At 38.0% G+C, this 22,823-nt stretch carries 24 protein-coding genes, 1 pseudogene and 1 other annotated feature; of the genes and pseudogenes, 20 read left to right on the top strand and 5 right to left on the bottom strand.

Annotation, left to right across the window (positions count from 1 at the left end; translation table 11 throughout):
* Positions 1-223: 223 nt before the first annotated feature.
* From MKX29_RS07160 to MKX29_RS07150, 3 genes are all read right to left on the bottom strand, one after another.
* Positions 224-2,275: a HelD family protein gene (locus tag MKX29_RS07160; protein ID WP_341104835.1), complete on the bottom strand. Its 2,052-nt coding sequence runs from the start codon at positions 2,273-2,275 to the stop codon at positions 224-226.
* Positions 2,276-2,326: 51 nt separating this feature from the next.
* The gene (locus MKX29_RS07155; protein WP_341108222.1) at positions 2,327-3,166 is read right to left on the bottom strand and encodes an AraC family transcriptional regulator; all 840 of its coding nucleotides are present in this window, start codon (positions 3,164-3,166) and stop codon (positions 2,327-2,329) included.
* Positions 3,167-3,546: 380 nt separating this feature from the next.
* Positions 3,547-4,425, bottom strand: a complete 879-nt coding sequence (locus tag MKX29_RS07150) for a LysR family transcriptional regulator (protein WP_341104833.1) — start codon at positions 4,423-4,425, stop codon at positions 3,547-3,549.
* A 108-nt stretch (positions 4,426-4,533) separates the two neighbouring features.
* Here MKX29_RS07150 and MKX29_RS07145 point away from each other — a divergent pair, with 108 nt between their 5' ends.
* The 9 genes from MKX29_RS07145 to MKX29_RS07105 all read left to right on the top strand — a co-directional run bounded on the left by MKX29_RS07145 (position 4,534) and on the right by MKX29_RS07105 (position 10,991).
* On the top strand, positions 4,534-5,535 hold the full coding sequence (locus tag MKX29_RS07145; protein ID WP_341104831.1) for a YeiH family protein: 1,002 nt from the start codon (positions 4,534-4,536) through the stop codon (positions 5,533-5,535).
* Positions 5,536-5,621: 86 nt separating this feature from the next.
* The gene (locus tag MKX29_RS07140; RefSeq protein WP_341104829.1) at positions 5,622-6,035 is read left to right on the top strand and encodes a hypothetical protein; all 414 of its coding nucleotides are present in this window, start codon (positions 5,622-5,624) and stop codon (positions 6,033-6,035) included.
* Positions 6,032-7,309 (top strand): hypothetical protein, encoded by a 1,278-nt coding sequence (locus tag MKX29_RS07135; protein ID WP_341104827.1) that lies wholly within the window; start codon positions 6,032-6,034, stop codon positions 7,307-7,309. The genes MKX29_RS07140 and MKX29_RS07135 overlap by 4 nt, the downstream gene beginning before the upstream one ends.
* Before the next feature lie 7 nt (positions 7,310-7,316).
* Positions 7,317-7,763 (top strand): DUF4275 family protein, encoded by a 447-nt coding sequence (locus MKX29_RS07130; RefSeq protein WP_341104824.1) that lies wholly within the window; start codon positions 7,317-7,319, stop codon positions 7,761-7,763.
* Positions 7,760-8,533 (top strand): Cof-type HAD-IIB family hydrolase, encoded by a 774-nt coding sequence (locus MKX29_RS07125; RefSeq protein ID WP_341104822.1) that lies wholly within the window; start codon positions 7,760-7,762, stop codon positions 8,531-8,533. The genes MKX29_RS07130 and MKX29_RS07125 overlap by 4 nt, the downstream gene beginning before the upstream one ends.
* An 11-nt stretch (positions 8,534-8,544) precedes the next feature.
* The gene (locus MKX29_RS07120; RefSeq protein WP_341104820.1) at positions 8,545-9,282 is read left to right on the top strand and encodes a class I SAM-dependent methyltransferase; all 738 of its coding nucleotides are present in this window, start codon (positions 8,545-8,547) and stop codon (positions 9,280-9,282) included.
* A gap of 142 nt (positions 9,283-9,424) precedes the next feature.
* Positions 9,425-10,003 (top strand): nucleotidyltransferase domain-containing protein, encoded by a 579-nt coding sequence (locus MKX29_RS07115; RefSeq protein WP_341104818.1) that lies wholly within the window; start codon positions 9,425-9,427, stop codon positions 10,001-10,003.
* Positions 10,004-10,040: 37 nt separating this feature from the next.
* Entirely contained in the window at positions 10,041-10,769 is a 729-nt protein-coding gene (locus tag MKX29_RS07110; protein ID WP_224938328.1) for a cytochrome c biogenesis CcdA family protein, read from the top strand.
* 24 nt (positions 10,770-10,793) lie between these two features.
* Positions 10,794-10,991, top strand: a complete 198-nt coding sequence (locus MKX29_RS07105) for a hypothetical protein (protein WP_341104816.1) — start codon at positions 10,794-10,796, stop codon at positions 10,989-10,991.
* Positions 10,992-11,081: 90 nt separating this feature from the next.
* On the opposite strand, the gene MKX29_RS07100 is transcribed toward MKX29_RS07105, so the two are convergent.
* On the bottom strand, positions 11,082-11,792 hold the full coding sequence (locus tag MKX29_RS07100) for a hypothetical protein (protein ID WP_224938268.1): 711 nt from the start codon (positions 11,790-11,792) through the stop codon (positions 11,082-11,084).
* Positions 11,793-12,563: 771 nt separating this feature from the next.
* On the opposite strand from MKX29_RS07100, the gene MKX29_RS07095 reads away from it, so the two are divergent.
* The 9 genes and pseudogenes from MKX29_RS07095 (at position 12,564) to MKX29_RS07055 (ending at position 20,383) form a co-directional block, all read left to right on the top strand.
* Positions 12,564-13,016: a hypothetical protein gene (locus MKX29_RS07095; RefSeq protein WP_251163034.1), complete on the top strand. Its 453-nt coding sequence runs from the start codon at positions 12,564-12,566 to the stop codon at positions 13,014-13,016.
* A gap of 45 nt (positions 13,017-13,061) precedes the next feature.
* Positions 13,062-13,338 (top strand) — a binding site (T-box leader).
* Positions 13,339-13,417: 79 nt separating this feature from the next.
* Positions 13,418-15,063 (top strand): annotated as a pseudogene (metG, locus tag MKX29_RS07090) (methionine--tRNA ligase).
* A gap of 58 nt (positions 15,064-15,121) precedes the next feature.
* Positions 15,122-15,985 carry an aminoglycoside 6-adenylyltransferase gene (locus tag MKX29_RS07085; protein WP_341053777.1) on the top strand — a complete coding sequence of 288 codons (864 nt, stop codon included), beginning with the start codon at positions 15,122-15,124 and terminating at the stop codon, positions 15,983-15,985.
* A gap of 112 nt (positions 15,986-16,097) precedes the next feature.
* Complete coding sequence (locus MKX29_RS07080; RefSeq protein WP_224938327.1) at positions 16,098-16,346, top strand: hypothetical protein; 249 nt, start codon at positions 16,098-16,100, stop codon at positions 16,344-16,346.
* 25 nt (positions 16,347-16,371) lie between these two features.
* The gene (locus tag MKX29_RS07075) at positions 16,372-16,833 is read left to right on the top strand and encodes a helix-hairpin-helix domain-containing protein (protein WP_341104813.1); all 462 of its coding nucleotides are present in this window, start codon (positions 16,372-16,374) and stop codon (positions 16,831-16,833) included.
* A gap of 150 nt (positions 16,834-16,983) precedes the next feature.
* Positions 16,984-17,460 (top strand): VOC family protein, encoded by a 477-nt coding sequence (locus tag MKX29_RS07070; protein ID WP_341104812.1) that lies wholly within the window; start codon positions 16,984-16,986, stop codon positions 17,458-17,460.
* A 221-nt stretch (positions 17,461-17,681) separates the two neighbouring features.
* Positions 17,682-19,238, top strand: a complete 1,557-nt coding sequence (locus MKX29_RS07065; RefSeq protein ID WP_341104810.1) for a hypothetical protein — start codon at positions 17,682-17,684, stop codon at positions 19,236-19,238.
* Entirely contained in the window at positions 19,145-19,909 is a 765-nt protein-coding gene (locus MKX29_RS07060; protein WP_341104808.1) for a peptidase G2 autoproteolytic cleavage domain-containing protein, read from the top strand. Before MKX29_RS07065 ends, MKX29_RS07060 begins: the two co-directional genes overlap by 94 nt.
* Before the next feature lie 84 nt (positions 19,910-19,993).
* Complete coding sequence (locus MKX29_RS07055; RefSeq protein ID WP_251163029.1) at positions 19,994-20,383, top strand: DUF2283 domain-containing protein; 390 nt, start codon at positions 19,994-19,996, stop codon at positions 20,381-20,383.
* 20 nt (positions 20,384-20,403) lie between these two features.
* Here the strand turns inward: MKX29_RS07055 and MKX29_RS07050 are convergent, their stop codons facing one another.
* Positions 20,404-20,919, bottom strand: a complete 516-nt coding sequence (locus MKX29_RS07050) for an alpha/beta family hydrolase (RefSeq protein WP_341104805.1) — start codon at positions 20,917-20,919, stop codon at positions 20,404-20,406.
* 204 nt (positions 20,920-21,123) lie between these two features.
* Here MKX29_RS07050 and MKX29_RS07045 point away from each other — a divergent pair, with 204 nt between their 5' ends.
* Both MKX29_RS07045 and MKX29_RS07040 read left to right on the top strand, forming a co-directional pair.
* A complete protein-coding gene (locus MKX29_RS07045) occupies positions 21,124-22,347 on the top strand; it encodes an MFS transporter (RefSeq protein ID WP_318247542.1) in 1,224 nt (407 codons plus the stop codon).
* Positions 22,348-22,411: 64 nt separating this feature from the next.
* Entirely contained in the window at positions 22,412-22,807 is a 396-nt protein-coding gene (locus tag MKX29_RS07040) for a VOC family protein (protein WP_224938259.1), read from the top strand.
* The last annotated feature ends 16 nt before the right edge of the window (positions 22,808-22,823 follow it).

Genomic DNA, 22,823 nt, shown 5'->3' with positions numbered 1-22,823 from the left:
GTAATATCAAGTAAAACAAAACGGTAATAACTAAGTTATTTCCTCTAGATAGTTTCTTTACACATAGTTATAGTTTTTATATTAGTCTGCTCTGGTTGGTTGATAGTTACTTTATTTCTTTAAATAAAGGGAATTTCTTCTAGTTAGTTGCTAAAGGGGGAGAATAGTGACAATTGATTGATAAAAAGAGAAAACCCCAATCTTTTTTAGAATGGGGTAGTTTTTACACGTCTTTCATTAAAGGAGTTAATTCGTTTTTCTTGTGCAGTACAGTCAACTTATGCATCGCTCTAGTTACTGCGATATACAATAAGCCTTTGTCAAATTTCGACTTATATATATCAGCATTTGCAAAAGGAATGATTACCTCATCAAATTCCAATCCTTTAGCTAATTGGATTGTTGTTACGGTTATCCCTTGCTCAAATGTTTCACTGGTATCACTTAGTTTATTAAGTGTAAAAAACTGTTTTAGTTCATCATATAATTGATTTACTTGTGCTTCGCTTTTACAGATACCTAAACGATTAAACGAGTTATTTTGGAACTGGCTGATCAATCTTTGTAATTCAACAATCAAAGAATGCTGGTTTGTATACGCTATAATTTCTGGTTTTTCTCCATGGCGATCAATTGCTTCGATGGAGTAATCCGGCATAAATTGCTTCGCAAACTCGATAATTTCATAAGACGATCGATAGCTTTTTATCAATTCTACAAATTCCATGCTATCAAATATGTTACTGAATGATTTATCGGAATTTAAACTAAAAGGATTCAACATTTGACCAAAATCACCTAAGATTGTTTTCTTACACCTAAATAATTTATTTATCACAGCGTAATGAACGGGACTGTAATCTTGCATTTCATCAATAACTAAATGCTTAACTAAGTCAAAAGACTGGATACCCTCAAAATAGTAGATACAATATATATATGGAAAGACATCTTGATATTCTAGTCTTTCTTTACTCCAATTTAATGCATCACAATTATTGATCACGTTAAAAAAGTGTATATAAATAGATTGGGCATCACTAAATTTTAAATAGCTGCTAAGTCGCTTTTTTAATTCAATTTTTGAAGGGATTTTTTTAATTTCTGCTGCCTTACTCGCCTTTATAATGTCTAAGACATCATTGGATAATTCATCCAACCGTTGTTTTACAGGGAGTTTATTATAACTTTGAAATCTTGATATAAGGTATTCCTTTGTTATGATAGTTTCTCCAAAATGCATATTTTCATCTGGTTGAAAGATGTTTGAATCAATATTCTTTATATAATTACTCAATTGCTTAAAAAAAGCTAATGAAGATTTTAGTTTTACTCGAAGCGTATACTTAGAATGAGGTTCTTCTATGATCCTTTTGGTTTGTTCGTATAAAGATTCAGCTTTTATATTCTTTGGAAGAAGTGCTGTGGCAATATCATCAAATGTCTGTTCATGAACTGGGTCTTCACCCAATTCCGGCAAAACATTTGCTATAAAATCAGCAAATATTTTATTCGGTGATATGATTGTGATCTGATCAGACGATAACTTTTCTTTGTGCTTGTAAAGCAAATAGGCAATGCGATGAAGAGCAATGGCTGATTTCCCTGAACCAGCAACCCCTTGAATGACGAGAGTATGAGCAGATTCATTTCGTACAATCTTATTTTGTTCTTTCTGTATGGTTGATATAATTGTTTTCATTCGATCATCAGACGTTGTACTCAATTCTTTTTGAAGGACATCATCTTGGATAGTCATTGAGCTCTCTAATGCATACTGTAATCGCTTATTCATAATTTTATACTGTCTCTTTCGGCTGATTTCCCCATGTATCATACCAACCTGTGCTTCATAAGATGCTTGTCCAAGTTCATATTCATAATACATACTCGATATCGGTGCTCGCCAATCATAAATTAATATATCGTTATCTCGATCAGTTAAGTTAAACTTTCCAATATAAAATTCTTCTACCTCATCGCCATCCTCAAATTTAAAATCGATACGGCCAAAATAAGGTGCTTCTAAAAGCTTTTTTATTTTATTTAATTGACTATAATAAAAGTCAATTGTTTTATCAATATTAGTCATAGACCGATAATTTTGGTACATTTCCATCGGATCAGCAGTAAACTCAGATAAATAATGCTTTAAATCATGATAATCTTCATCGTGGTTATTAATTTTATGATTGATGTAATCTTTTTCTTCTTCCAAATGACTAATCATTTCTTTTAATCGTATACTTTCTTCCTGGAATATATCAGATGTCATTATAGCACTCCTTTCTTATACTTAAGTTTTCATAAATAAAGTGTAACTGGCTTAATCATGTATCTCTCCTTGTTGGTATAAAACCATTTCCTGAGTAGGATAACCAAATTCAGTCAGAAGTTCTGCTTCTCTAAAACCTAGTTGAATTAATGCATTTCGGTAGCCTAGGTCAGCTTTATCTCCTTTTCTAAAAGACGTGATGTGGACTTTTTCGTAATTTGCCAAATCGGTCATCTTTATAAAAAGATGTATAATCTCTGGTTTATCATATAAAGGATGAACCCCCAGGAAATCAATTCCCCCATTTATGTGGGAAATCAACATATTTCCAATGATTAATCCATTTTCTATCATGATGAAGGCACGTCTGTCAGCAATGTATGTTTGAAGTACCTTTCTATGCTCTGCTTCTTGCAAGTGAGGAAAGCCATCAATTACGAGGCTTACAAAAGCCATCCAAGATGGTACATTATCCTTGGTAGCTTCTTTAATTATTCTTAAGTTCTCTAATTCTTTATTGTTACTCGTCTGAGTCCATTCATGATTAAATTGGAATCGTAACTGTAATGGATAATAGTCTTTTTCCTCACGGTATTGAAGGGGTGATTTCTTATACATTGCTTTAAATATAGTGGTAAATGCTTGCTGACTCTCGTAACCAGCAATCAATGCGATTTCTAGAATAGACTTATCGGAGAATACAAGCATCCTTGCTGCCTCAGTTAACTTTCTTCGCTGTACATAATCATGAATAGTCATACCTACTGTTTGCGAAAATACCCTATGCAGATAATACTTCGAATAATGCAAGGCATGTGCAACAAGTGCTAGGTTCATTTTCTCTGATAGATGAGCTTCGATATAATCAATGGTATCCATGATTAGATTCACTTTTTTCAAAGCTTGACCCTCCCTCACAAATAATAACAAGAAAACCTAAAGATCTTTTCATTATTCTTGCTCTTTTCTTACACATATACTAGCGGATGCCAGCAATATTATATTTAAATATGACAATGAAGGGAGAGTAATATACATTTAGTATTGGAAATGAAGGGATTTATACGAATAACAAACTATTTTTTTGTTGATAGCTCATACTATCATTACAATGTTAGGTGGAGTTCAGAAGTTTACTTATATATTGAAATAACTATCACCTTAAAATGGACAATGCTTAAAAATAGGTGGTTTGGTCGAGTAGAAAAAGGAACGAATAGAACCTGTCACTTGTTCCATTCATCCCATTTAATCAAACGTTTGTTTAAATACTAAGCTTCAGTACCATATTTCAACGTATCGACTAATAATTGCGTATTGCGATTAAGGTTTGTTCCTTTGGTCAGGATATAAGAAAAGGCTCGTTTTGCATAAAGGCCTTCTATCGGTACAATCTTCAATAGACCGTATGTTAATTCCTCTTGTATGGTTGCCTCGGATAGTAAGGCGAGTCCTAGTCCACTTTTTACGCTACTTTTTATTCCTTGGGTAGAGCTGATGATGAAGGTGGATTTGACTCTCATTTGATGAGATTCGATCAGGTGGTCAAATGATTGCCTTGTCCCCGAACCTTCTTCACGGATAATCCATTCTTGATCATGCAAATCATTTATCGAATGAAAATTTCCTTCATAGGCAGGTGAACAGACAATCACTAAACGATCTTCTGCAAAGGGTGTTTGGACCACCTCTCTTGCATAGGTTTGCCCTTCCACTAAACCGATATCTACTTCTAACCGCCTCACACTATTAATCACCTGATCTGTATTACCAATCGTCACATGGAAGGATAATTGCTCATGTGTTGCTTGTAATTGTGCGATAACGCTCGGCAAAATGTATTCACCAATTGTAAAGCTAGCTCCGATTCGTATGAGACCTGAGGCGACTTGTTTTTTCTTATATAATGTTTCTTTAAGCTGTTCATACACATCCCATATTTTTAAGCCTTGATTGTAAAAAAGTTCCCCTTCTGCTGTTAAGTGGACTTTTTTTGTTGTGCGCTGAATGAGTGAGGTCGCAAATTCATTTTCCAGGTTTTTTATATGGACACTAACGGTTGGTTGAGATAATGCCCTTTGTTTAGCTGTTTTTGTAAAATTTTTCTCGCGTGCGAGGACAAGAAACGTCTCAAGTTCCTCCATATGCATTATAAAACCACCCCATTTATTAATAAAATGAATAAGTATTATTATATATATTTATTTCCAAAATAAAAAGGACAAAACTATACTGTAATAGAGAAAGGGGAGGCAGCAATGGATTTAAAGTCATCTTTGAGAACAGGCTCCTTTTATTTTGGAATAGGAACGACATTGATTATTGCAATTGTGGCTGGGCTTCTCGCCAAACTACCTTACCTGACGATTATCGGTCAGCTCGTTTTAGCCATTTTGCTAGGTATAATTTGGTCTCATACGATTGGTTGGAACCGTTCATATAAAGTCGGTGTTGATTTTTCTAGTAAAAAATTATTAAGACTAGGCATTATCTTGTTAGGTTTGCGCCTTAATTTATCCGATTTAGCTCATGCAGGTGTAAGTACTTTTCTTTATGCGGCATTCTTATTATGTGTCACCCTCCTAGCAGTTTATAGCTTCGCTAGGATGCTTCGTGTGGATAAGACATTAAGTTTATTAACGGCATGTGGTACGGCGATTTGTGGTGCGGCTGCGATTGTGGCGATTGCATCTGTTGTCAGAGCGAAGGAAAGTGTGACTGCTGTCAGTGTCGGTGTGATTGCTGTGCTTGGTACGCTATTCACGTTACTTTATACATTTCTTTATCCGATTTTACCAATAACCGATTACCAATATGGTATGTTAACTGGAGGCACCCTGCATGAGATTGCGCACGTTGTTGCTGCTTCTTCTGTTGGTGGTGTGGAGGCAGAGAATATCGCCATTATCGTTAAACTAACAAGAGTCATTTTACTTGTACCAGTGGCTATTCTTATCGGCTATTATATGAAGAAGCGGGAAAGTCAAGAGAGCGCAACAAAGAACAAGTTACCGATTCCTTGGTTTATTTTCGGTTTTCTCGCGATGAGTGCCATCAATACGTTGGGGTGGTTGCCGACTGAACTTGTTCAATGGCTTATTAGTGGATCATATTTATTATTAGCAATGGCAATGGCGGGCTTAGGGTTAAATGTAGAACTCTCCGCTTTTAAGAAAATGGGCCTGCAGATTTTTTATGCGGCATTACTTGGTACGATACTGCTTGTTTTATTAGGATTTATCATTATTTTTATTATGTAAAGGGTCACATGAAGTGTGGCTCTTTTTTTTGTTCCATTGTATGATAATAAGCATATATTTCCATTTATGTGTATGAAGGAGTAAGTATGAAAATCATATACCTCGCTATCGTTTTAAACGTATTCGTTCTCATCGGTTGTGAAAAGGGAGAGCCGATGGTGTTATTGGACGAGCCAATTAAAGCTATTCATTTTTCACCATCAAAAGGCGTGGGTGAAATAAATGAAACCATCCTTTTTTCTATCAAAGAAGATGCAGACATAAAAACAGTGGAAAAAGTCATTTTAACAGCTGTAAAAGAGCCAACAGTATTAAATGAAAGACTGCCAGATTATGATGTAATGGTTGAGTATAAAAAGGGTTTACCTACTCATGCCATTCATTTATGGGTAGGAGAACAAGATGATCCTAGTATTCTCATGTATATGGTTAATGATGGGGAGACGTATTTGACCACAGGCGACATGACAAATGTGTTAAAGGAGATGGTTAAGAAATGATTATAAACGAACAAGAACAAAAAATAATAGAATGGACCAGATTAAAGTTCGGCTTAGCTCATTATGATTTATGTCGTAGTAGTTACAGTCGCCGCGTAACACTGTTCAATGAAACAGTTTACCAATTTTGTATGGAGTGGTTTCCTAAAGAGGCAGATATTGTTGAGGAAAATTTAAATCCTGAGGGAACGGCAGTAATTACGATCGATTTGCAAACAAATAAGGTAGAATCCGCGATTTTTGTGGAAGGGGCAACATATGCAGAGCATGGTGTTGTCTTTCAACAGCGGGATGTAGAAAGCATTATCAAATGGATAGAAGCGGAAACGAATTTGATATATGGTAGGCATTTTCAACTGGATTCACATAATGAGGAGGAGTATTCTTTTAAAGGATCTTATAAAGGGATGGACATTTCCCCGTCTGGTTATATTGAACTGAAAGTAAATAGAGATGGGGATTTGATTTTTTATAGCATTCATGGTTATTTTCCAACGGATGAATGGGTGGAAGAAGAGGAATATACATTGACCGTTGAGCAAGTGGAAAAAAACGCACTGGCGCAAATCAGGTTGATACATGATCCTTCCTTTGAAGAGGAAAAAATCCACGCTATTTATGGCATAGAGGAAATTTATGTAACCAATGATCTTTCTAAAACGATTCCTTATGAAGGTTTTGCGACTGGGATTGGGCAGGTAGAAGTGCAGGAAGTATTGAATTGGACAGAGCCGTTACAAACACCCTTTGCTAGAAAAGAAATGGAATGGATAGAAGATATCTCAGCAAAACAGGCATTCACGAATGAACCTAGTGCTGATACTGAACCGATTAATGAAAGTGAAGTAACTGCTTATATTGACGTCGTTCAAACGTTTTTAAGACAAGTATACCCAGAGTATTCAGGGGAATGGTTATTAACTTCTTTCAATCGCGATATTGGTTATATTCACGCAAATTTAAAAGGAAGTAAGAAAAACTCGTTTGTTTTCCAGCGGAAACTGAAAGTCTTTATCGATCCCTGTTCGCTCGAGGTGATTAATTATATAGACAACCAGTTATTAAGTGATCAATTTAAATCGTATGATGGACCGGAAGAGGTTGTCCTATCAAAAGAAGAAGCCTATGAAAAAATCAAGGAATTCATTGTGTTAAAACCTTGTTATGTGTATGACTTTGATACACGAAAATATATTTTAAGTGCAATGATTGATAGTTTGTATGGGGTTGATGCCAATACCGGTGAGGTTTTCTTGTTGGCGGATAGGAAGTGAGGGAGTAGTGGATTTAGTAACAAGATTGCGAGATCGGGGAGTAAAAGTAACCGAGATACCGAAATGGGGTACTTATTTACAATATCGCTGGGAGCAGTCATTTGCTAGTCACTTGAATGAGCGTGAAAAAGAAGAGATCTATTTATATGAAAGAGGAAAAATTTGTGGATATTTATGGCATGTTTTTAGTTATGAGACAGTCACTTGTCTTAAAGGAGAACAGGCTAGAGGTAAGTTAGAACAAATGAAAAATATGTCTTGTTATATTTTTTACGAGATGGAGGATAGTGCGTATATCATTGATCGGGTAACATCACTCAAGGCGCTTGATTTAGAGAGAGAAAGTGATATCTATGTGGTAGATGTTGATTTTACTTGGACATATATAAGAACGCATGAAAACCCGCGGTATGGACCCTATTTTTATCATCATAAAGAGGTTGAGAGAAGATGACTTATAAAGTGGTATTCTTTGATGTGGATGGTACGATAACGAGTGAAAAAGATGGGAGTATACCACCAACAACTAAGGTAGCGATTAGAAAACTGATGGAGAAAGGTATACACGTTGTTGCGGCTACTGGTAGGCCATTATCCATGTGTGAAGAGTTGCGGGAAATAGGGATAGAGACATTTATAACAGCTAACGGAGGATATGCCAAGCATCAACAGACGGTCATACATAAGATTCCATTTAATAAAGAGAGATTAATAGACGTGATGAACTTTGCAGAAAAAATGAAACATGGTTTATCTTTTTATACTGAATCCCTTTATATGAATGGTGTTAAAGAAGAAGCTATTCTTACAGCACTTAATGAGACTTTATCTCTTGCTGATTATCCGAGTACACAGCCTGCTATTCTTGAGGAAGAGGTCTATCTATTATGTTTATTTGCGAATGATAGAGTAGTAGATATTTATCGGCAAACGTTTCCTTATTTAATCTTTAAGAGGTGGCACCCTTATATCTTAAATGTAGTTGAAAAAGAGGTATCTAAGTATGTAGCAATAAAAGAAGTATTAGCCTATTTCAATGTGTACCCCCATGAAGCAATTGCTTTTGGTGATGGCGACAATGACATTGATATGGTGAAACTTGTTGGGCTAGGAATTGCGATGGGTAATGGTAGCCAAGGCGTAAAGACTGCTGCCGATTATGTGACCTCCAGGGCGAGTGAAGGAGGGATAAGTGAGGCGTTAAAGAAGTTCAATATTATATAAGGAGGTTCGTTATGAAGGAGAATATATATGATCAAGCATCCTTTTTTGAAAAATATAGTCAAATGACACGATCGGTAAAAGGCCTGGAAGGAGCTGGAGAATGGCAAACATTAAAAGGTATGCTGCCAACCTTTCAGGATAAAACCGTCTTAGATTTAGGTTGTGGTTTCGGTTGGCATTGCCGATTCGCGGCAGAGCATGGAGCTAAATCAGTTGTGGGAGTAGACATTTCTGAAAAAATGATCTCGAAAGCAAAAACAATGTCAAAAGACTATGAAAATGTTACATATATTCGATCCACGATAGAGGATATGCAAATAGAAGAGAGGCATTATGATTTGATAGTAAGTTCACTTGCCCTTCACTATGTACCTAACTTTGAAGAAGTGGCTAATAATGTTCATAAGGGATTGGTAAAAGGAGGACAATTTATTTTTTCTGTAGAACATCCTATTTTTACAGCACAAGGTAGTCAAGATTGGTTCTATGATGCACAGCAAGAGGTTTCTCATTTTCCTGTTGACCATTATTTCTTTGAAGGAGAAAGACAAACAACCTTTTTGGGAGAAAAAGTAACGAAATACCATAAAACTTTGACTACTTATCTTGATGGCTTACTAAAGCAAGGTTTTCAAATCACAAGAATAGTGGAACCAAAGCCACCAGAACATATGATGCATACAGAGGAAATGAAGAATGAAATGAGAAGACCCATGATGATCATCATTTCGGCGACTAAATACGAGTAGTAAATATCAATGATGGTTGGTTGTTGAAGAAAGGAGTAGATGATTTGGTCGTTTCAAGAAATTATTCTCTTAACCAGTTTTATGAAATTCCGCCATATACGTACAATCCGGTAGCAGGAGCTTTATGTATGGGGTTGAAATTATGACGGAGTTCCAACTTTGTCATAGAATAAAGGAACTCATGTCGGGATTTGATAAACCGTGGTTTATTGCGGGTGGTTGGGCGATTGATTTGCATATCGGTCAAAAGACTAGAGAACATAAAGATATTGAAATCGCTGTATTTCGTCAGGATCAAGCGCATGTAAAAAATCACCTTAAACAATGGAGGTTTCAGAAGGTGGTGAATGGTGAACTAGTTACTTGGGAAGGGGAAAATTTACAGCGACCGATTCATGAAATTCATTGCCAGAATGTGATAGATGGTACTTCTTTAGAAGTATTGTTAAATGAAATCCAACATAACGATTGGATCTTTAGAAGAGATGAGCGTATTCGTTATTCATTTGAAAAAATGAAGTCCGTACACATAGAAGATATTCCATATTTGAGCCCCGAAGTGGTGTTGTTATATAAAGCGAAAGATACGAGAGCGAAAGATCAAGAGGACTTTCTTCGATTCGTCGATTTCCTATCTTCTGAAGAAAAGAAATGGCTACAAACGGCGATTCAATTACATATGCCACATCATAAGTGGTTAGAATTACTTGTAAGATACTGAAAACACTTACTTAAATGGATCAGGAGGATACCTAGTGATGGATATAATGAATATGACAGTAACCTTAGCATTATTAGGCGGGCTATTGGCATTTTTCTCTCCGTGTACGCTACCGTTATATCCGACTTTTATCTCTTATATTACCGGGGTATCGGTAAATGACCTGAAACAAAAGCGTGGTGCACAGTCGAAGGTAATCCTTCATGCGGTTGCGTTTTGTTTCGGATTAGCATCTTTAAACTATGTATTGGGCTTTTCTGCGAGCTTTCTCGGGGAGTTTTTTAGAGAATATAATGATCTCATTCGCATGTTTGGTGGGATTTTCCTTGTTATGATGGGGATATTTCTAATGGGACTTTTTCAGCCGAAACTTTTTATGAAGGAGATACGCCTCTTCAAATATAAACAAGCAGGAACTTGTTTGAATTCATACTTAGTAGGCGTCATTTTTGCTGCAGCTTGGACCCCATGTATTGGCCCCATCTTAGGTGCTATTATTTACGCTAGTTTGGCTCAACCACCAGAACAAACTTTTATCCATATTACGGCTTATTCGTTAGGATTTTCTATACCGTTTATCTTACTAGGTTTTGCTATTGAGAAGGTGCGATTCTTTCATAAATATTCGAGCCATTTGATGAAAATTGGTGGTTTCATTTTGATTATTATTGGTGTAATGGTCTATTTTGATCAAGTGTATGTCATCAACATTTGGGGAGCGAAGGCGGAATTCTTTTTGAAAGGGTTGTGGGGGGATGGTTACTAGCTAGCATAAAGGGGGGACAATTAGTTGAATCAGTTTAATATAAAGTGGCAAAATCCAATCATCCGTCTGTATATTTTAGGCATGATACCTTTAATCGTGCTGTCTATCATATTATTTAGTACTTTACCGAGTGAATTGTATTGGATCCCAAACGGTTTATTAATGATTGGTACAGTCTTTATGATTCTTACTAGTGCTATTCTTTACAGAAAAAGTAACTAGGAAGAGCTGAGTACAACTCCATAAAAAAGACATGAACAAAAGTTTCTGGGAATTTGCTCATGTCATTTAAATTGGGTTATCTCGTTTTATTTACCAATTAAAGACGGTTTTAAGAGTAAAGAGAATCAATGAGTACAAAAGGGAAGCCAATAAGAAAGTGGGCAGATGGGCATAGTCTTCCTCCGGTAACTCTTTACTGATGACATTAAAGATCATTGCGCCTGAACTGAAAGCGATGATGGAGTGGACGAATAACCCTGAAGTAGGGCCCATTGATCCGGCAAGTGCCCCTATAAGCGTAGCTATCGCAAATAGAAAGCGTCCGTACTGATGGTGAACATCTTCGTTACCTTTTCCAATATGATAGGATATGCCGATAAAGTGAAGACCGATGGCTAATCCATAAAATAAAGCTTCACCAGAGTGAACATCAGATGAGAATACAATATAAGAAACCATAAATGTATAGATAGCGAAAAAAGTTGCTTGCACAAAATAGGCGGCGTTTTGGTTCATTTTTTGCGCTTTTGTAGATTTTGCGAATTTATACACACTATAGTAAACAATTAATCCGATCAACCCCAAGAAGTATAGTTCGGAATCGATCGCTAGTGTGCCACCTAACTTGTCTTGTTCTTCATGCATGGAAGGGAGAATATATACAAATACATAAGCGATCGCGACACCGCCGGATAGCGACAGTATTTTTTGTTCTCTCATTGGTAGCCACTTAACAATCTTTAGTGCAAAAAGCTGGATGAATATAAGAATAACGCCAATGATGATGGATTCAATGGTCATGGTGATTCCCCTCCTATTTCTTTACCCTTCTATATACCCAAAAATCATAATGAGTCACCCTCCGCCAATTTTTATTTGCCTGGTTATTTAACCTGACGAGACGAGATAAAAGGCCAATAGTAGTAATAAGTAAGCTATGAGAGGGAAAAGAATAATCCATGGTGAGTGGTAGATGAAGCCGCGTGCCTGCCCGATGAGCCCAGGCCTTTCATTGGTAATCGAGAGATAAATCGTCGGCAAATATTGTTTTTCCGTGCCACCGAGAAATAGATAAAGACCCGTGATTGGGCCGAAATACACAACTAGCAATTGTAAAAGTAAAACAAGGAAGCATTAGCGAGTCAGTCAGTCAGAAAACCCGTCATGAAAGCCGAGTAAATAGCATTAGCGAGTCAGTCAGTCAGAAAACCCGTCACGAAAGCCGAGCAAAAAGCATTAGCAAGTCATTCAGTCAGAAAATCCGTCACGAAGGCCGAGCAAAAAGCATTAGCAAGTCATTCAACTAGAAAATCCCCCACGAGAGCCGAGCAAAAAGCATTAGCGAGTCATTCAGACAGTAAATCTGTCACGAAAGCCGAGCAAAAAGCATTAGCGAGTCATTCAGACAGTAAATCCGTCACGAAAGCCGAGCAAAAAGCATTAGCAAGTCATTCAACTAGAAAATCCCCCACGAGAGCCGAGCAAAAAGCATTAGCAAGTCATTCAACTAGAAAATCCGCCACGAAAGCCGAGCAAAAAGCATTAGCAAGTCATTCAGTCAGAAAACCCGCCATGAAAGCTGAACAAATAGCATTAGCGAGTCATTCAGACAGAAAATCCGTCACGAAAGCCGAGCAAATAGCATTAGCAAGTCATTCAGTCAGAAAATCCGTCACGAAGGCCGAGCAAAAAGCATTAGCGAGTCATTCAGACAGAAAATCTGTCACGAAAGCCGAGCAAAAAGCATTAGCAAGTCATTCAACTAGAAAATCCCCCACGAGAGCCGAGCAAAAAGCATTAGCAAGTCATTCAACTAGAAAATCCCCCACGAGAGCCGAGCAAAAAGCATTAGCAAGTCATTCAGACAGTAAATCCGTCACGAAAGCCGAGCAAAAAGCATTAGCGAGTCATTCAGTCAGAAAATCCGTCACGAAAGCCGAGCAAAAAGCATTAGCAAGTCATTCAACTAGAAATTCCGTCAAGAAAGCCGAGCAAAACACATTTGCCTTTCACTTCTCCCATTGACTTTCAAAACCCAGTTGATTAAAATTACCCTTATATATTTTTACTTCAAAAGCAATGAAGAGAAAAAGTAGAATGTGTCGTTTTTTAAGCAGAGAGCTTCGGTAGCTGAGAAGAAGCAAAAAGCAATCATTCGAAAAATGGTCTCTGAGCTGTGTACTGAACATACTTGTTTATTAGTATAAGTAGGCTACGCCGAGTTTTGGCACTCGTTATCAATGTCACAGTATAAAGGCCGATTGGGACTGGCGTACTTGATGAGGCAAGTAGGGTAACCTATTTGTAAAATAAGGTGGTAACGCGTGGTGTAAACCTCGCCCTTAGCTAGCAATAGCTATGGGGCGAGGTTTTTTGTTTGCAGTCGTGTCTCAATCAATCAGCTAATAATTTAGGGGGAATAGAAGATGAGTATTTTTATTGGTGGGGCGTGGGCTTATGCAAATGGATCTTTGCATCTCGGTCATGTTTCAAGTTTGCTACCTGGAGACATTTTGGCAAGATATTATCGTTTAAAAGGAGAAAAAGTGCTATATGCTTCAGGCAGTGATTGTAATGGTACACCGATTACTGTGAAAGCAAGACAGGCGGGGGTAGAGCCGCAGGCGATAGCAGATCACTATCACAAAGAGTTTGTTGATTGCTTTACACAATTAGGTTTTTCTTATGATATTTATACAAGAACAGATACAGCTCATCACCATCATGTAGTACAAGAAATATTTTTAGCGCTTTTAGAAAAAGGCTTGATCTACAAGCGAAAGGTAGAGCAAACCTATTGTGAGCATTGTCAGCAGTTCTTGCCAGACCGCTATGTGGAAGGATTATGTCCAGTTTGCAATGAACCTGCCAGAGGTGATCAATGTGATCATTGTGCAACCATTTTAGAGCCCCTTGAACTTCATGAACGCAGCTGTAAAATTTGTGGTCACACACCGACGACAAGGGAGACAGAACATTTTTATATTTTGCACTAAGTGACTTACAAGCTGATTTGGAGAAATATACACAAAGGGCTGAAGTGCAACATTTATGGAGAGAGAATGCATTGCATTTAACGAAGAGGTATTTAGGTGAAGGCTTGCACGACAGAGCTATTTCTCGAGATTTACCAATCGGTGTCAGTGTCCCTGTTTCTGGTTATGAAGATAAAAAGGTGTATGTATGGATTGAGGCGGTTTCAGGCTATTATTCGGCAAGTAAAAAGTGGGCCGAAGAAAACAATCAGGATGATCATCATTTTTGGTCAAGTGAAACAACCTCGTATTATGTGCACGGAAAAGATAATATCCCGTTCCACACGGTCATTTGGCCCGCCATTTTACAAGGAATAGGAATTGCGGCATTGCCGACAAGGGTGATTTCCAACGAATATGTTACTTTAGAAAAAAAGAAGTTATCGACGAGTAAAAATTGGGCTGTTTGGGTGCCTGATTTCTTAGAAAGATATGAACCAGATTCGATACGCTACTTTCTTACGATTAATGCACCGGAAAATCGCGATGCCGATTTTTCTTGGAAAGAGTTTATCTATAGCCATAATAGCGAATTGCTTGGTGCATATGGGAATTTTGTGAATCGTACGTTGAAATTTATTGAAAAATCATTTGCCGGTGTCATTACAACGTCGGATATTGATGAAAAGATAAAAGGAGAAATAAACTGCTTATATCAAGAAGTTGGAAACCTCATCGAACAAGGAAGCATGAAGCAAGCCCTAGAGAATATATTCGCCTATGTGCGAAAATCTAATAAATATTTTGATGAGCAAAAGCCATGGCAACAATGGCATGAGGATCAAGGGACTTGTGAAAAAACGTTAGCTAATTGTGTTTATCTTCTTGCCAACCTCGCGCAATTACTTTCTCCTTTTTTACCGTTTTCAAGTGAAAAGGTATTTGAATTACTCAATGTCCAAGAGCGGAGATGGCAAGAGGTTGTTTTGAATGGTGTGACACTCACTGCACCAGTTGAACCATTGTTTGCGCGCATTGATGTAGAGAACATTGAAAAAGAATTAACGAGATTACAAGCACAATCACTTGCCGAATAATCGCCGGAAGCAGGACTTTACTTAGCAAACAAAGAACCAATACTTGGGTGGTGAAGTGATGAGGTCTGAAACAGAAATGATGGCGACGATTATAGACTTTGCAAAAAACGAAGAAAGGATTTTTGCCGTCTATATGAACGGTTCCAGAACAAATATAAATGTCCCAAGAGACCAGTTTCAAGATTATGATATTGTTTATGTCGTTGAAGATACCGAGCCTTTTATTAAAAATCAAAATTGGATCGCATCATTCGGCGAGTTGATTATGAAGCAAGAACCAGATAAAAATGATTTTGGTAAAGAAATAGTGCAAGACTTCAAGAGTTATGGTTTTCTGATGCTATTTACAGACGGCAATCGCATCGATCTTCGCTTTCAAACGAAGGAAGTGATGCGAAAAGAATATGGGGAAGATAAACTGACTGTTCCTTTATTAGATAAAGGTGAGTACTTGCCCATTATTCCTCCTCCGACAGATGTCGATTACCACGTGCAAACACCGAGTGAAGGTGAATATGATGCTTATACAAATAACTTCTGGTGGTGTCTACAAAATGTGGCGAAAGGTATTTGGCGAGATGAATGGCCATATGCTCAAGCAATGTTTAACTCTGACATAAGAGACGCATTAAACAAAATGGTCGATTGGTGGATCGGTATTCAATATGATTTTCGTATTTCTACTGGTAAGTTAGGAAAATATTATAAGTGTTATCTCCCTCCTTCCTATTGGGAGATGTACAGAAAAACTTATAGTGATGGAGATGAGGAAAATATGTGGGAAGCAGTTATGACCACATGCGAATTGTTTCGTGCGTTAGCTCAAGAAGTGGCTAATCACCTTCGATTCTCTTATCCTATCAATGATGATCGTCGCATGCTTGCGTATTTGGAGGGGGTTAGGCAATTACCGAAAGCGTGAAGGAGATAGGCTACTTAAAGAATGAGAGGAAAAAGCGGAAAAAGGGATTGAAGACCTTTCGTATAAGGGTAAAGAATTGTACGACTTAAAAGCAAAGGGATGGATCAACACAATGAATATTCTTTCCTATTCTTATAAAAAACGGGGAGCGATTGAATTTACTTTCGATGCTTTTCCCCATTCAAAAGTAGTCTTTCACCCAATTAAAACGTATTATTTCATTCGCACTGTGCGCTGGAATGCGGAGGATCCTGTTGTGACAAGAAGAGATTTAGAGAGAATGGAAATGGTAGCTAACTTAGAGATGGGTACACTTGAACATTATAAAAAAAGAAAAGGTTATAAACCACTAACACTATAAATGTAAGCCAGTAAGGAGGAAGCCGATGCCATCTTATCAACCTAAATTACCTTTAACAGCAGATGAAAGGTCTAGAATACGAGAGGCAAGATTGAAGATCAGCCAAATACATATACTTGGGATAAAAGAAATTAGTAAGCATTTAAATATATCAGATGAAAGGGCACGGAAGATTAAGGGATGGGCAGACTTCCAATTGGTGCCCTCAATTGGTTTTGAATTAGCGGATAAACTTGTTCGATATCTGCAAATCTATCGTTTAGAAGATATAAAGAATGAAAACCCGGGACAACTATTTGATCTGCTGGAAAAAGAAATGGGTGTGAGAACGGATGGCTGTGTGGAAGATCAAATTCGCTGTGTCATTCATTTCGCTAACAATAAGCAAATGCCTAAAAAATGGTTTGACTTCACGGATGAGAGAAAGGCGTATCGCATAACAAATGGCTTTCCATCAGATCGACCAGAGAAATCGTGGAGGGATTAGGAGGAGTTGGCGATTGTGATTCAAGAGAGTAGCATATATTGCAAAGTCCGCTCTCCATCAAAAGTCGTAAGGAAGATACAGCTTTTATCGGTCGTGATGAGTTCTCTTTTGTATAAAAATATAATTAGATAAAGGAGGACTGATGATGCAATGATAGAAGGCTTATATGAAGCTCATTTACCAGTCAAAAATTTAGATGACGCGATTGAATTTTATACGAATCTAGGGTTACAGGTGGCATTAAGGGATGAAGAGACAGTATTTCTCTGGATTGAAAAGGATAAAAGTTGGTTAGGTCTATGGCAAGGAGAAGAGTACAAGTTGCCCTATCATCCTTCTGTTAGACATGTTGCCTTTCGCGTTTCCTATGAAAATTTAAAGCGGTCATTAAACTGGTTAGAAACAAAGGGAATTGAAGCAGTGCGATTTGGCAGCAGAAAGTCGGTGGCTCCATTTATTCGGTCACATCAAAGTAATGCTTCAGTTTATTTTAAAGACCCAGACGGCAATAGTTTAGAGTTGATGTGTACGGTGGATACACCAGAGGAGTTGCAGAAAGTTTGCAAAAAGTGGTCTATCACGGAATGGGAAGAATCTTTGAAGGGACTTAAGCTACAAGATTTCTAAAATAAAAGTAATGGAGTAAACGAAAAAATGTTGTTTCATTGATCATTTTTTCGTTTTTTTTTTTGCCTTGTAAGAGGCGAGCGGTAAGACGGTTATACCTTTATTAAATGTCAAAGAGATGAAGTGATAAGATTAGGCAACTTGTCCACACGAAAATGATCTCCTTTTAATAAACTATCAGGATAAAGATTTAAATTTTTTTGTGGAAAGGAGTGCTACATTTGGCTGATTGTAATAGAAATGCTTTAGGAACATGTTCCGATGCAGGTGGCTATAATACTACTGCAAGTGGTGTGGCTTCGCATGCGGAGGGTAGTACAACAGAAGCTGCTGGCACAGCGTCTCATGCGGAGGGCTATAATAGTATAGCGACTGGAGAGACCTCTCATGCCGAGGGTTATGCATCAATAGCAACAGGTGCAGCTTCTCACGTGGAAGGCTCAAGCACTAATGCGACGGAGGTCGCCGCACATAGTGAAGGGTTTAATACACTAGCGAGTGGGCAAGCGTCTCATGCGGAGGGATTTGAAAGTTTGGCCATCGGTGGAGTATCACACGCTGAGGGACATGGGACTGAAGCAAGTGGATATGCCTCTCATGCCGAGGGGATTAATACTTCGGCAATTGGAAATGAGGCACATGCGGAAGGAACAAATACATCGGCGATTGGAGATAATAGTCATTCAGAAGGTTATGCCACAACGGCTAGTGGGGAAACCTCTCATGCAGAAGGTTCAGAAACAAATGCAAGCGGAGATGTTTCGCATGCAGAAGGTTCAGAATCTACAGCAAGTGGAGGGGCTGCGCATGCAGAAGGGTTAGGTACAACCGCGAGTGGGGATGCCTCTCATGCGGAAGGGGATGGTACGTTAGCTTCTGGTAATGCTGCACATGCCGAGGGTTTATCTACTACTGCTACTGCTACCGCCTCCCATGCCGAAGGTGGTTCAACAAATGCAACAGCTTATGGTGCACATGCAGAGGGCATTCAAACAACTGCATCTAATTCTGGGGCACATGCCGAGGGTTTTCTAAGTGTAGCAAGTAACTTTGGCACTCATGCCGAAGGGTACAATACTCTAGCGATAGGAGCCTACTCTCATGCAGAAGGAGGTAATACACAGGCACAAGGTGACTATTCTCATTCGGAAGGTTACTTTACAACAGCGAGTGGAGGTGCGGCTCATGCCGAAGGTACTTCAACAATCGCTTCGGGAACTTGGTCTCATGCGGAGGGTGATGGATCAGAGGCGTCTGGTTACAATTCACATGCGGAAGGAAATTCAACAATTGCTTCAGGCACTTTTGCACATGCCCAGGGGCAGAGTACAATAGCAGCAGGCACTGCTTCCCATGCCGAGGGCTACTTATCTAGTACAGCATTTGACGCACCTTATGCCCATGCCGAAGGGTTAGGAACAACCGCCAGTGGAAATGCGTCCCATGCGGAAGGAACTGAAAATACGGCCAGTGGTTTCTCAGCACACGCAGAAGGGGGATCAGATGGAGCAAACTTACCAGCGCCTAACACTGCAAGTGGTAATAGTTCCCATGTTGAAGGTTTTAACAATGTGGCGAGTGGATTAGCAAGTCATGCGGAAGGCACAATACGATCGCTTCAGGTGATTACTCTCATGCGGAGGGACTTGGTACAAGTACAAATGATCAAGCGGGCGCGCATATTATGGGTAGATACGGTGATGCTGAAGAACCTTACTCCTGGTTTATTGGCAACGGTACAGCTGCAGATACAAGAAGCCTCGGTGCTAAATGGTTAGCTAGTAATGGTGAAATGTATATTGATGGAGCCACATACAATACTGGTGGGGCAGATATAGCAGAGATGTTTGAAAGTATAGATGGCTCGGCAATTGATCCAGGATACTTTGTTACATTAGAAGGAGATAAGATGCGAAAGGCAACTGCATCTGATAGTTATATTCTTGGTGTAACAAGTGCTACTCCAAGTTTATTAGGTAATAGTGCAAGCTTGAATTGGCAGGGGAAATATGAATTAGATGAATGGGGACGTAGAATGTACACCCATATTGAAGTACCTTTGCCAGCTTCAAAAAATGGAGAACCTCGCTCATCGGTTACAGAGACCAAACCGATCATTAGTACGAAATGGGATCCATCGCAATCTTATGTTTCAAGACAAGATAGACAAGAGTGGTCTGCAGTAGGGTTATTGGGGCAATTAAGAGTAAGAGATGATGGTAGTTGTCAAGTGAATGGCTATTGTTTACCAAATGATGAAGGAATAGCAACTACTTCACAGCAAGGGTATCGCGTGATAAAAAGAACGGCTGCTAATCAAGTCATTATTATGATAAAAGGCAATGAAAGTGAAATAATCGAGCTTTCTAACCGATATCAACTAGAACAACAAGAAATGAAACAAATGCTTTCCCAATTGGCAAATACAATCAATAATAACTATAATTAAATCCTAAAAATGTAGGGTTTCTATACAAAGGAATCCTATGTTTACATAATATTCATCGAACTAAAAATCTGAGGGGGATAAGGATTGGAATCTAGAATTACATTTGATACAGAGGCGAAGGCTGGCTATATTTATTTACTGCCTGATTCAGAAACGTATACTATTCAAGCAACAGAAGATGTGGGTGATTCTCCATTACTAGTCGATATTGATGAGCATGATCGAATCGTTGGTATAGAATGTTTTGGAGAGATTGCGCAAAGATTATCCCCGATAGCAGGGTCAGAAAAAATATATCACGAAAATGGTGAAACCCTATCTTTCCGGCTATCTGGACAAGCTGTTAAGAAACATTATCTACTGAAAGGCATCCAATTTTATTTTGCTGATGAGCAGTGTAAATATTTTATCGGCTTCGACATTATTGATTTTCATAAATATAAGAAACAGACTTTAAAAAGCATAGTAAAGTAATTTTTAGTTTTTTAGCCTTATCAAGAAATAAATCTCTTCAATTCAGCCATTACTGTTTTTAACGCTTGAAGGGATTGGTCTGTATGATAGTCGATGTCAAGTGAGTGATTTGCGCCATCGATTATCTTTAGTTGAACGGTACGTCCTTTTATTTCTTCGATTGTTTCATGATGGAAATGTAAATCTTGATTACCAATGACGAGTAAGACCTCTTGCTTTATAAGTACTGTTGCCTTAGCGATTGATGGGAATTTTAATAACGGTGTTAAAAGAATAATCTGTGCCTCACGGAAAATTTCCTCTTTCGTAAGGTGTAAAGTGATCGGTATCGTACCAAGAGATTTGCCCAACAGGATGGTTTTTTGATAGATATGTTTTTGAGATAGATCCGTAATAACTAGGTGAATATCTTCCATCATTAAGGATGAAATGTCTTCTACTCTATGTGTTTTTAATAAATTTGCTTCATATTGATAATGGAGATGAACAACATCAATGCCCTGTTCAATTATCATCATCGTAGCGTAGTAAAACAATGGATGATTATAGTTCTATCCCGCTCCTGAAAACATAATACATACGGACGGAGCACCTGAATTTATATGAGTATATCTAACTACTTTTTCCTCTTTTTGTAAGTTTCTTTCGTGAATTTCCATCGATTTCCCCTTGTTATTTTTTATAAGTAGTGTAACATATTTCCTGTACTGTATTTTCTGAATCTTGTATTTTTTTAAGGGGTGATACCTATCGGGTGGAGAAATCCTGCGCTGCTTATATTGGGTATAGGCGTTTCTTATTTAGGAAATTGGATTTATTTGATTGCGTTGAACGTATATATTATTGACTTAACCGGTTCTGCAGCTGCAGTTGCGGGTCTTTATATTATTAGACCTCTAGCAATGCTTATGACCAACCTTTGGTCAGGAAGCGTGATTGATAGAGTAAATAAAAGAAGGTTAATGATTTTTATCGATATTGTACGTGGTCTTTTAGTTGTCTGTTTACCATTTTTACATTCATTGTGGTTGATTTACTTTTTATTGTTACTTATTAATTTGGCTGGTAGTTTTTTTGGACCAAGCTCACAGGTATACATAACCAAATTAATTCCAGAGTCAGAACGTAAGCGAGTTAATGCTCTTATCGGAATGGCAGGTAATGGGGCAATTATGATTGGTCCAGCTATTGCAGGTGTATTAATGACGACAGTTAGTTTGGCGGTCTGCTTCTATATTAATGCGGCTACTTTTATTATTTGTGCTTTCTTTATTTTCTTACTTCCGAATGTGGATGAGCAGAATAATCATGTAAGAGAGCGAATTCGTTTAAAAACATTAGTAGAAGATTGGCGAACAATTATCCGGTTCTCAAAAGGAGCCAAATATTTTATATCTGTATACTTGTTATTCCAAACGACGATGCTCATATGTGTCGCCCTGGATTCTCAAGAAGTTACCTTTTTAACGAGAGATCTTGGCCTATCTAATGAAGCGTATGGCTATATTGTGGCCATGACAGGTATCGGTGCTATATTTGGCGGTTTATGTTCAAGTTTATTAGCGAAAAAATTATCATTAAAACTATATATTGGTGCGGGGATGTTATTGACATCAATCGGTTACATAGTCTTCTATGCATCTTCACATTATTTAACTGCAACCATAGCCTTTGTCATATTAGGGTTCTTCTTTACGTTTGCAAATGCAGGTTACGTCACTTTTTTCCAAAAACAAGTACCTGTTGACATTATGGGAAGGTTTGCAAGTGTGGCTGATCTATTGCAAGGAATCGTCCAAATTGGTTTGACATTACTACTGGGTCTCCTAGCTGAGTGGTTTACCTTACAAGAAGTCAGTGTTGCTTTTGCAGTGATTAGTGGAATTGTTTCTATTGCGTTAGTCGCAACTATCTATCGCCCATCAAAAGCAAGTTATTTTGAAGATAAGGCTGTCTCTAGCTAATGATTTGCTCCTAGCTTCTTATTGAAGTATGATGAATGGAAATGAGAGATAAAGGAGATTAGAGATGAAAAGTGTCATGCCATTTCTTATGTTTCAAGATGGTCAAGCAGAGCAAGCGATGAATTATTATACGTCGATTATTGAAGACTCAAGCATTATAAATATTGCCCGCTATGGTGAAAATGAAGCGGGTGATGAAGGGACAGTAATGCATGCCATATTCAAGCTAAAGGACCAAGAAGTGATGTGCATTGATAGTAATATCGCCCATCAGTTCAATTTCACCCCGAGCTTTTCCTTTTATTTGAATTGTGATACTGCGGAAGAACTTCGTGTTGTCTACGAAAAGCTAGTAGACGGTGGTACGGAATTAATGCCTTTAGGTGATTATGGTTTTAGTCAACAATTTGCTTGGATTAATGATCGCTTCGGTGTATCTTGGCAAATCAATCTACCTTAAGTAAAAAGATGGCGAG

The organism is Cytobacillus sp. FSL R7-0696 (assembly GCF_038006865.1).
In the GTDB taxonomy this organism is placed as follows: Bacteria; Bacillota; Bacilli; order Bacillales; family Cytobacillaceae; genus Cytobacillus; species Cytobacillus kochii.
This window is presented reverse-complemented; position numbering and strand designations above follow the sequence as displayed.

What these genes read in the sequence shown, in the direction of transcription:
- MKX29_RS07160 (WP_341104835.1), bottom strand. Translation starts at nt 2,275, where the DNA reads ATGACATCTGATATATTCCAGGAAGAAAGTATACGATTAAAAGAAATG.
- MKX29_RS07150 (WP_341104833.1), bottom strand. Translation starts at nt 4,425, where the DNA reads ATGCATATGGAGGAACTTGAGACGTTTCTTGTCCTCGCACGCGAGAAA.
- MKX29_RS07145 (WP_341104831.1), top strand. Translation starts at nt 4,534, where the DNA reads ATGGATTTAAAGTCATCTTTGAGAACAGGCTCCTTTTATTTTGGAATA.
- MKX29_RS07140 (WP_341104829.1), top strand. Translation starts at nt 5,622, where the DNA reads ATGAAAATCATATACCTCGCTATCGTTTTAAACGTATTCGTTCTCATC.
- MKX29_RS07135 (WP_341104827.1), top strand. Translation starts at nt 6,032, where the DNA reads ATGATTATAAACGAACAAGAACAAAAAATAATAGAATGGACCAGATTA.
- MKX29_RS07125 (WP_341104822.1), top strand. Translation starts at nt 7,760, where the DNA reads ATGACTTATAAAGTGGTATTCTTTGATGTGGATGGTACGATAACGAGT.
- MKX29_RS07120 (WP_341104820.1), top strand. Translation starts at nt 8,545, where the DNA reads ATGAAGGAGAATATATATGATCAAGCATCCTTTTTTGAAAAATATAGT.
- MKX29_RS07115 (WP_341104818.1), top strand. Translation starts at nt 9,425, where the DNA reads ATGACGGAGTTCCAACTTTGTCATAGAATAAAGGAACTCATGTCGGGA.
- MKX29_RS07110 (WP_224938328.1), top strand. Translation starts at nt 10,041, where the DNA reads ATGGATATAATGAATATGACAGTAACCTTAGCATTATTAGGCGGGCTA.
- MKX29_RS07100 (WP_224938268.1), bottom strand. Translation starts at nt 11,792, where the DNA reads ATGACCATTGAATCCATCATCATTGGCGTTATTCTTATATTCATCCAG.
- MKX29_RS07095 (WP_251163034.1), top strand. Translation starts at nt 12,564, where the DNA reads ATGAAAGCTGAACAAATAGCATTAGCGAGTCATTCAGACAGAAAATCC.
- MKX29_RS07085 (WP_341053777.1), top strand. Translation starts at nt 15,122, where the DNA reads ATGAGGTCTGAAACAGAAATGATGGCGACGATTATAGACTTTGCAAAA.
- MKX29_RS07080 (WP_224938327.1), top strand. Translation starts at nt 16,098, where the DNA reads ATGAATATTCTTTCCTATTCTTATAAAAAACGGGGAGCGATTGAATTT.
- MKX29_RS07075 (WP_341104813.1), top strand. Translation starts at nt 16,372, where the DNA reads ATGCCATCTTATCAACCTAAATTACCTTTAACAGCAGATGAAAGGTCT.
- MKX29_RS07070 (WP_341104812.1), top strand. Translation starts at nt 16,984, where the DNA reads ATGATAGAAGGCTTATATGAAGCTCATTTACCAGTCAAAAATTTAGAT.
- MKX29_RS07060 (WP_341104808.1), top strand. Translation starts at nt 19,145, where the DNA reads ATGGGTAGATACGGTGATGCTGAAGAACCTTACTCCTGGTTTATTGGC.
- MKX29_RS07040 (WP_224938259.1), top strand. Translation starts at nt 22,412, where the DNA reads ATGAAAAGTGTCATGCCATTTCTTATGTTTCAAGATGGTCAAGCAGAG.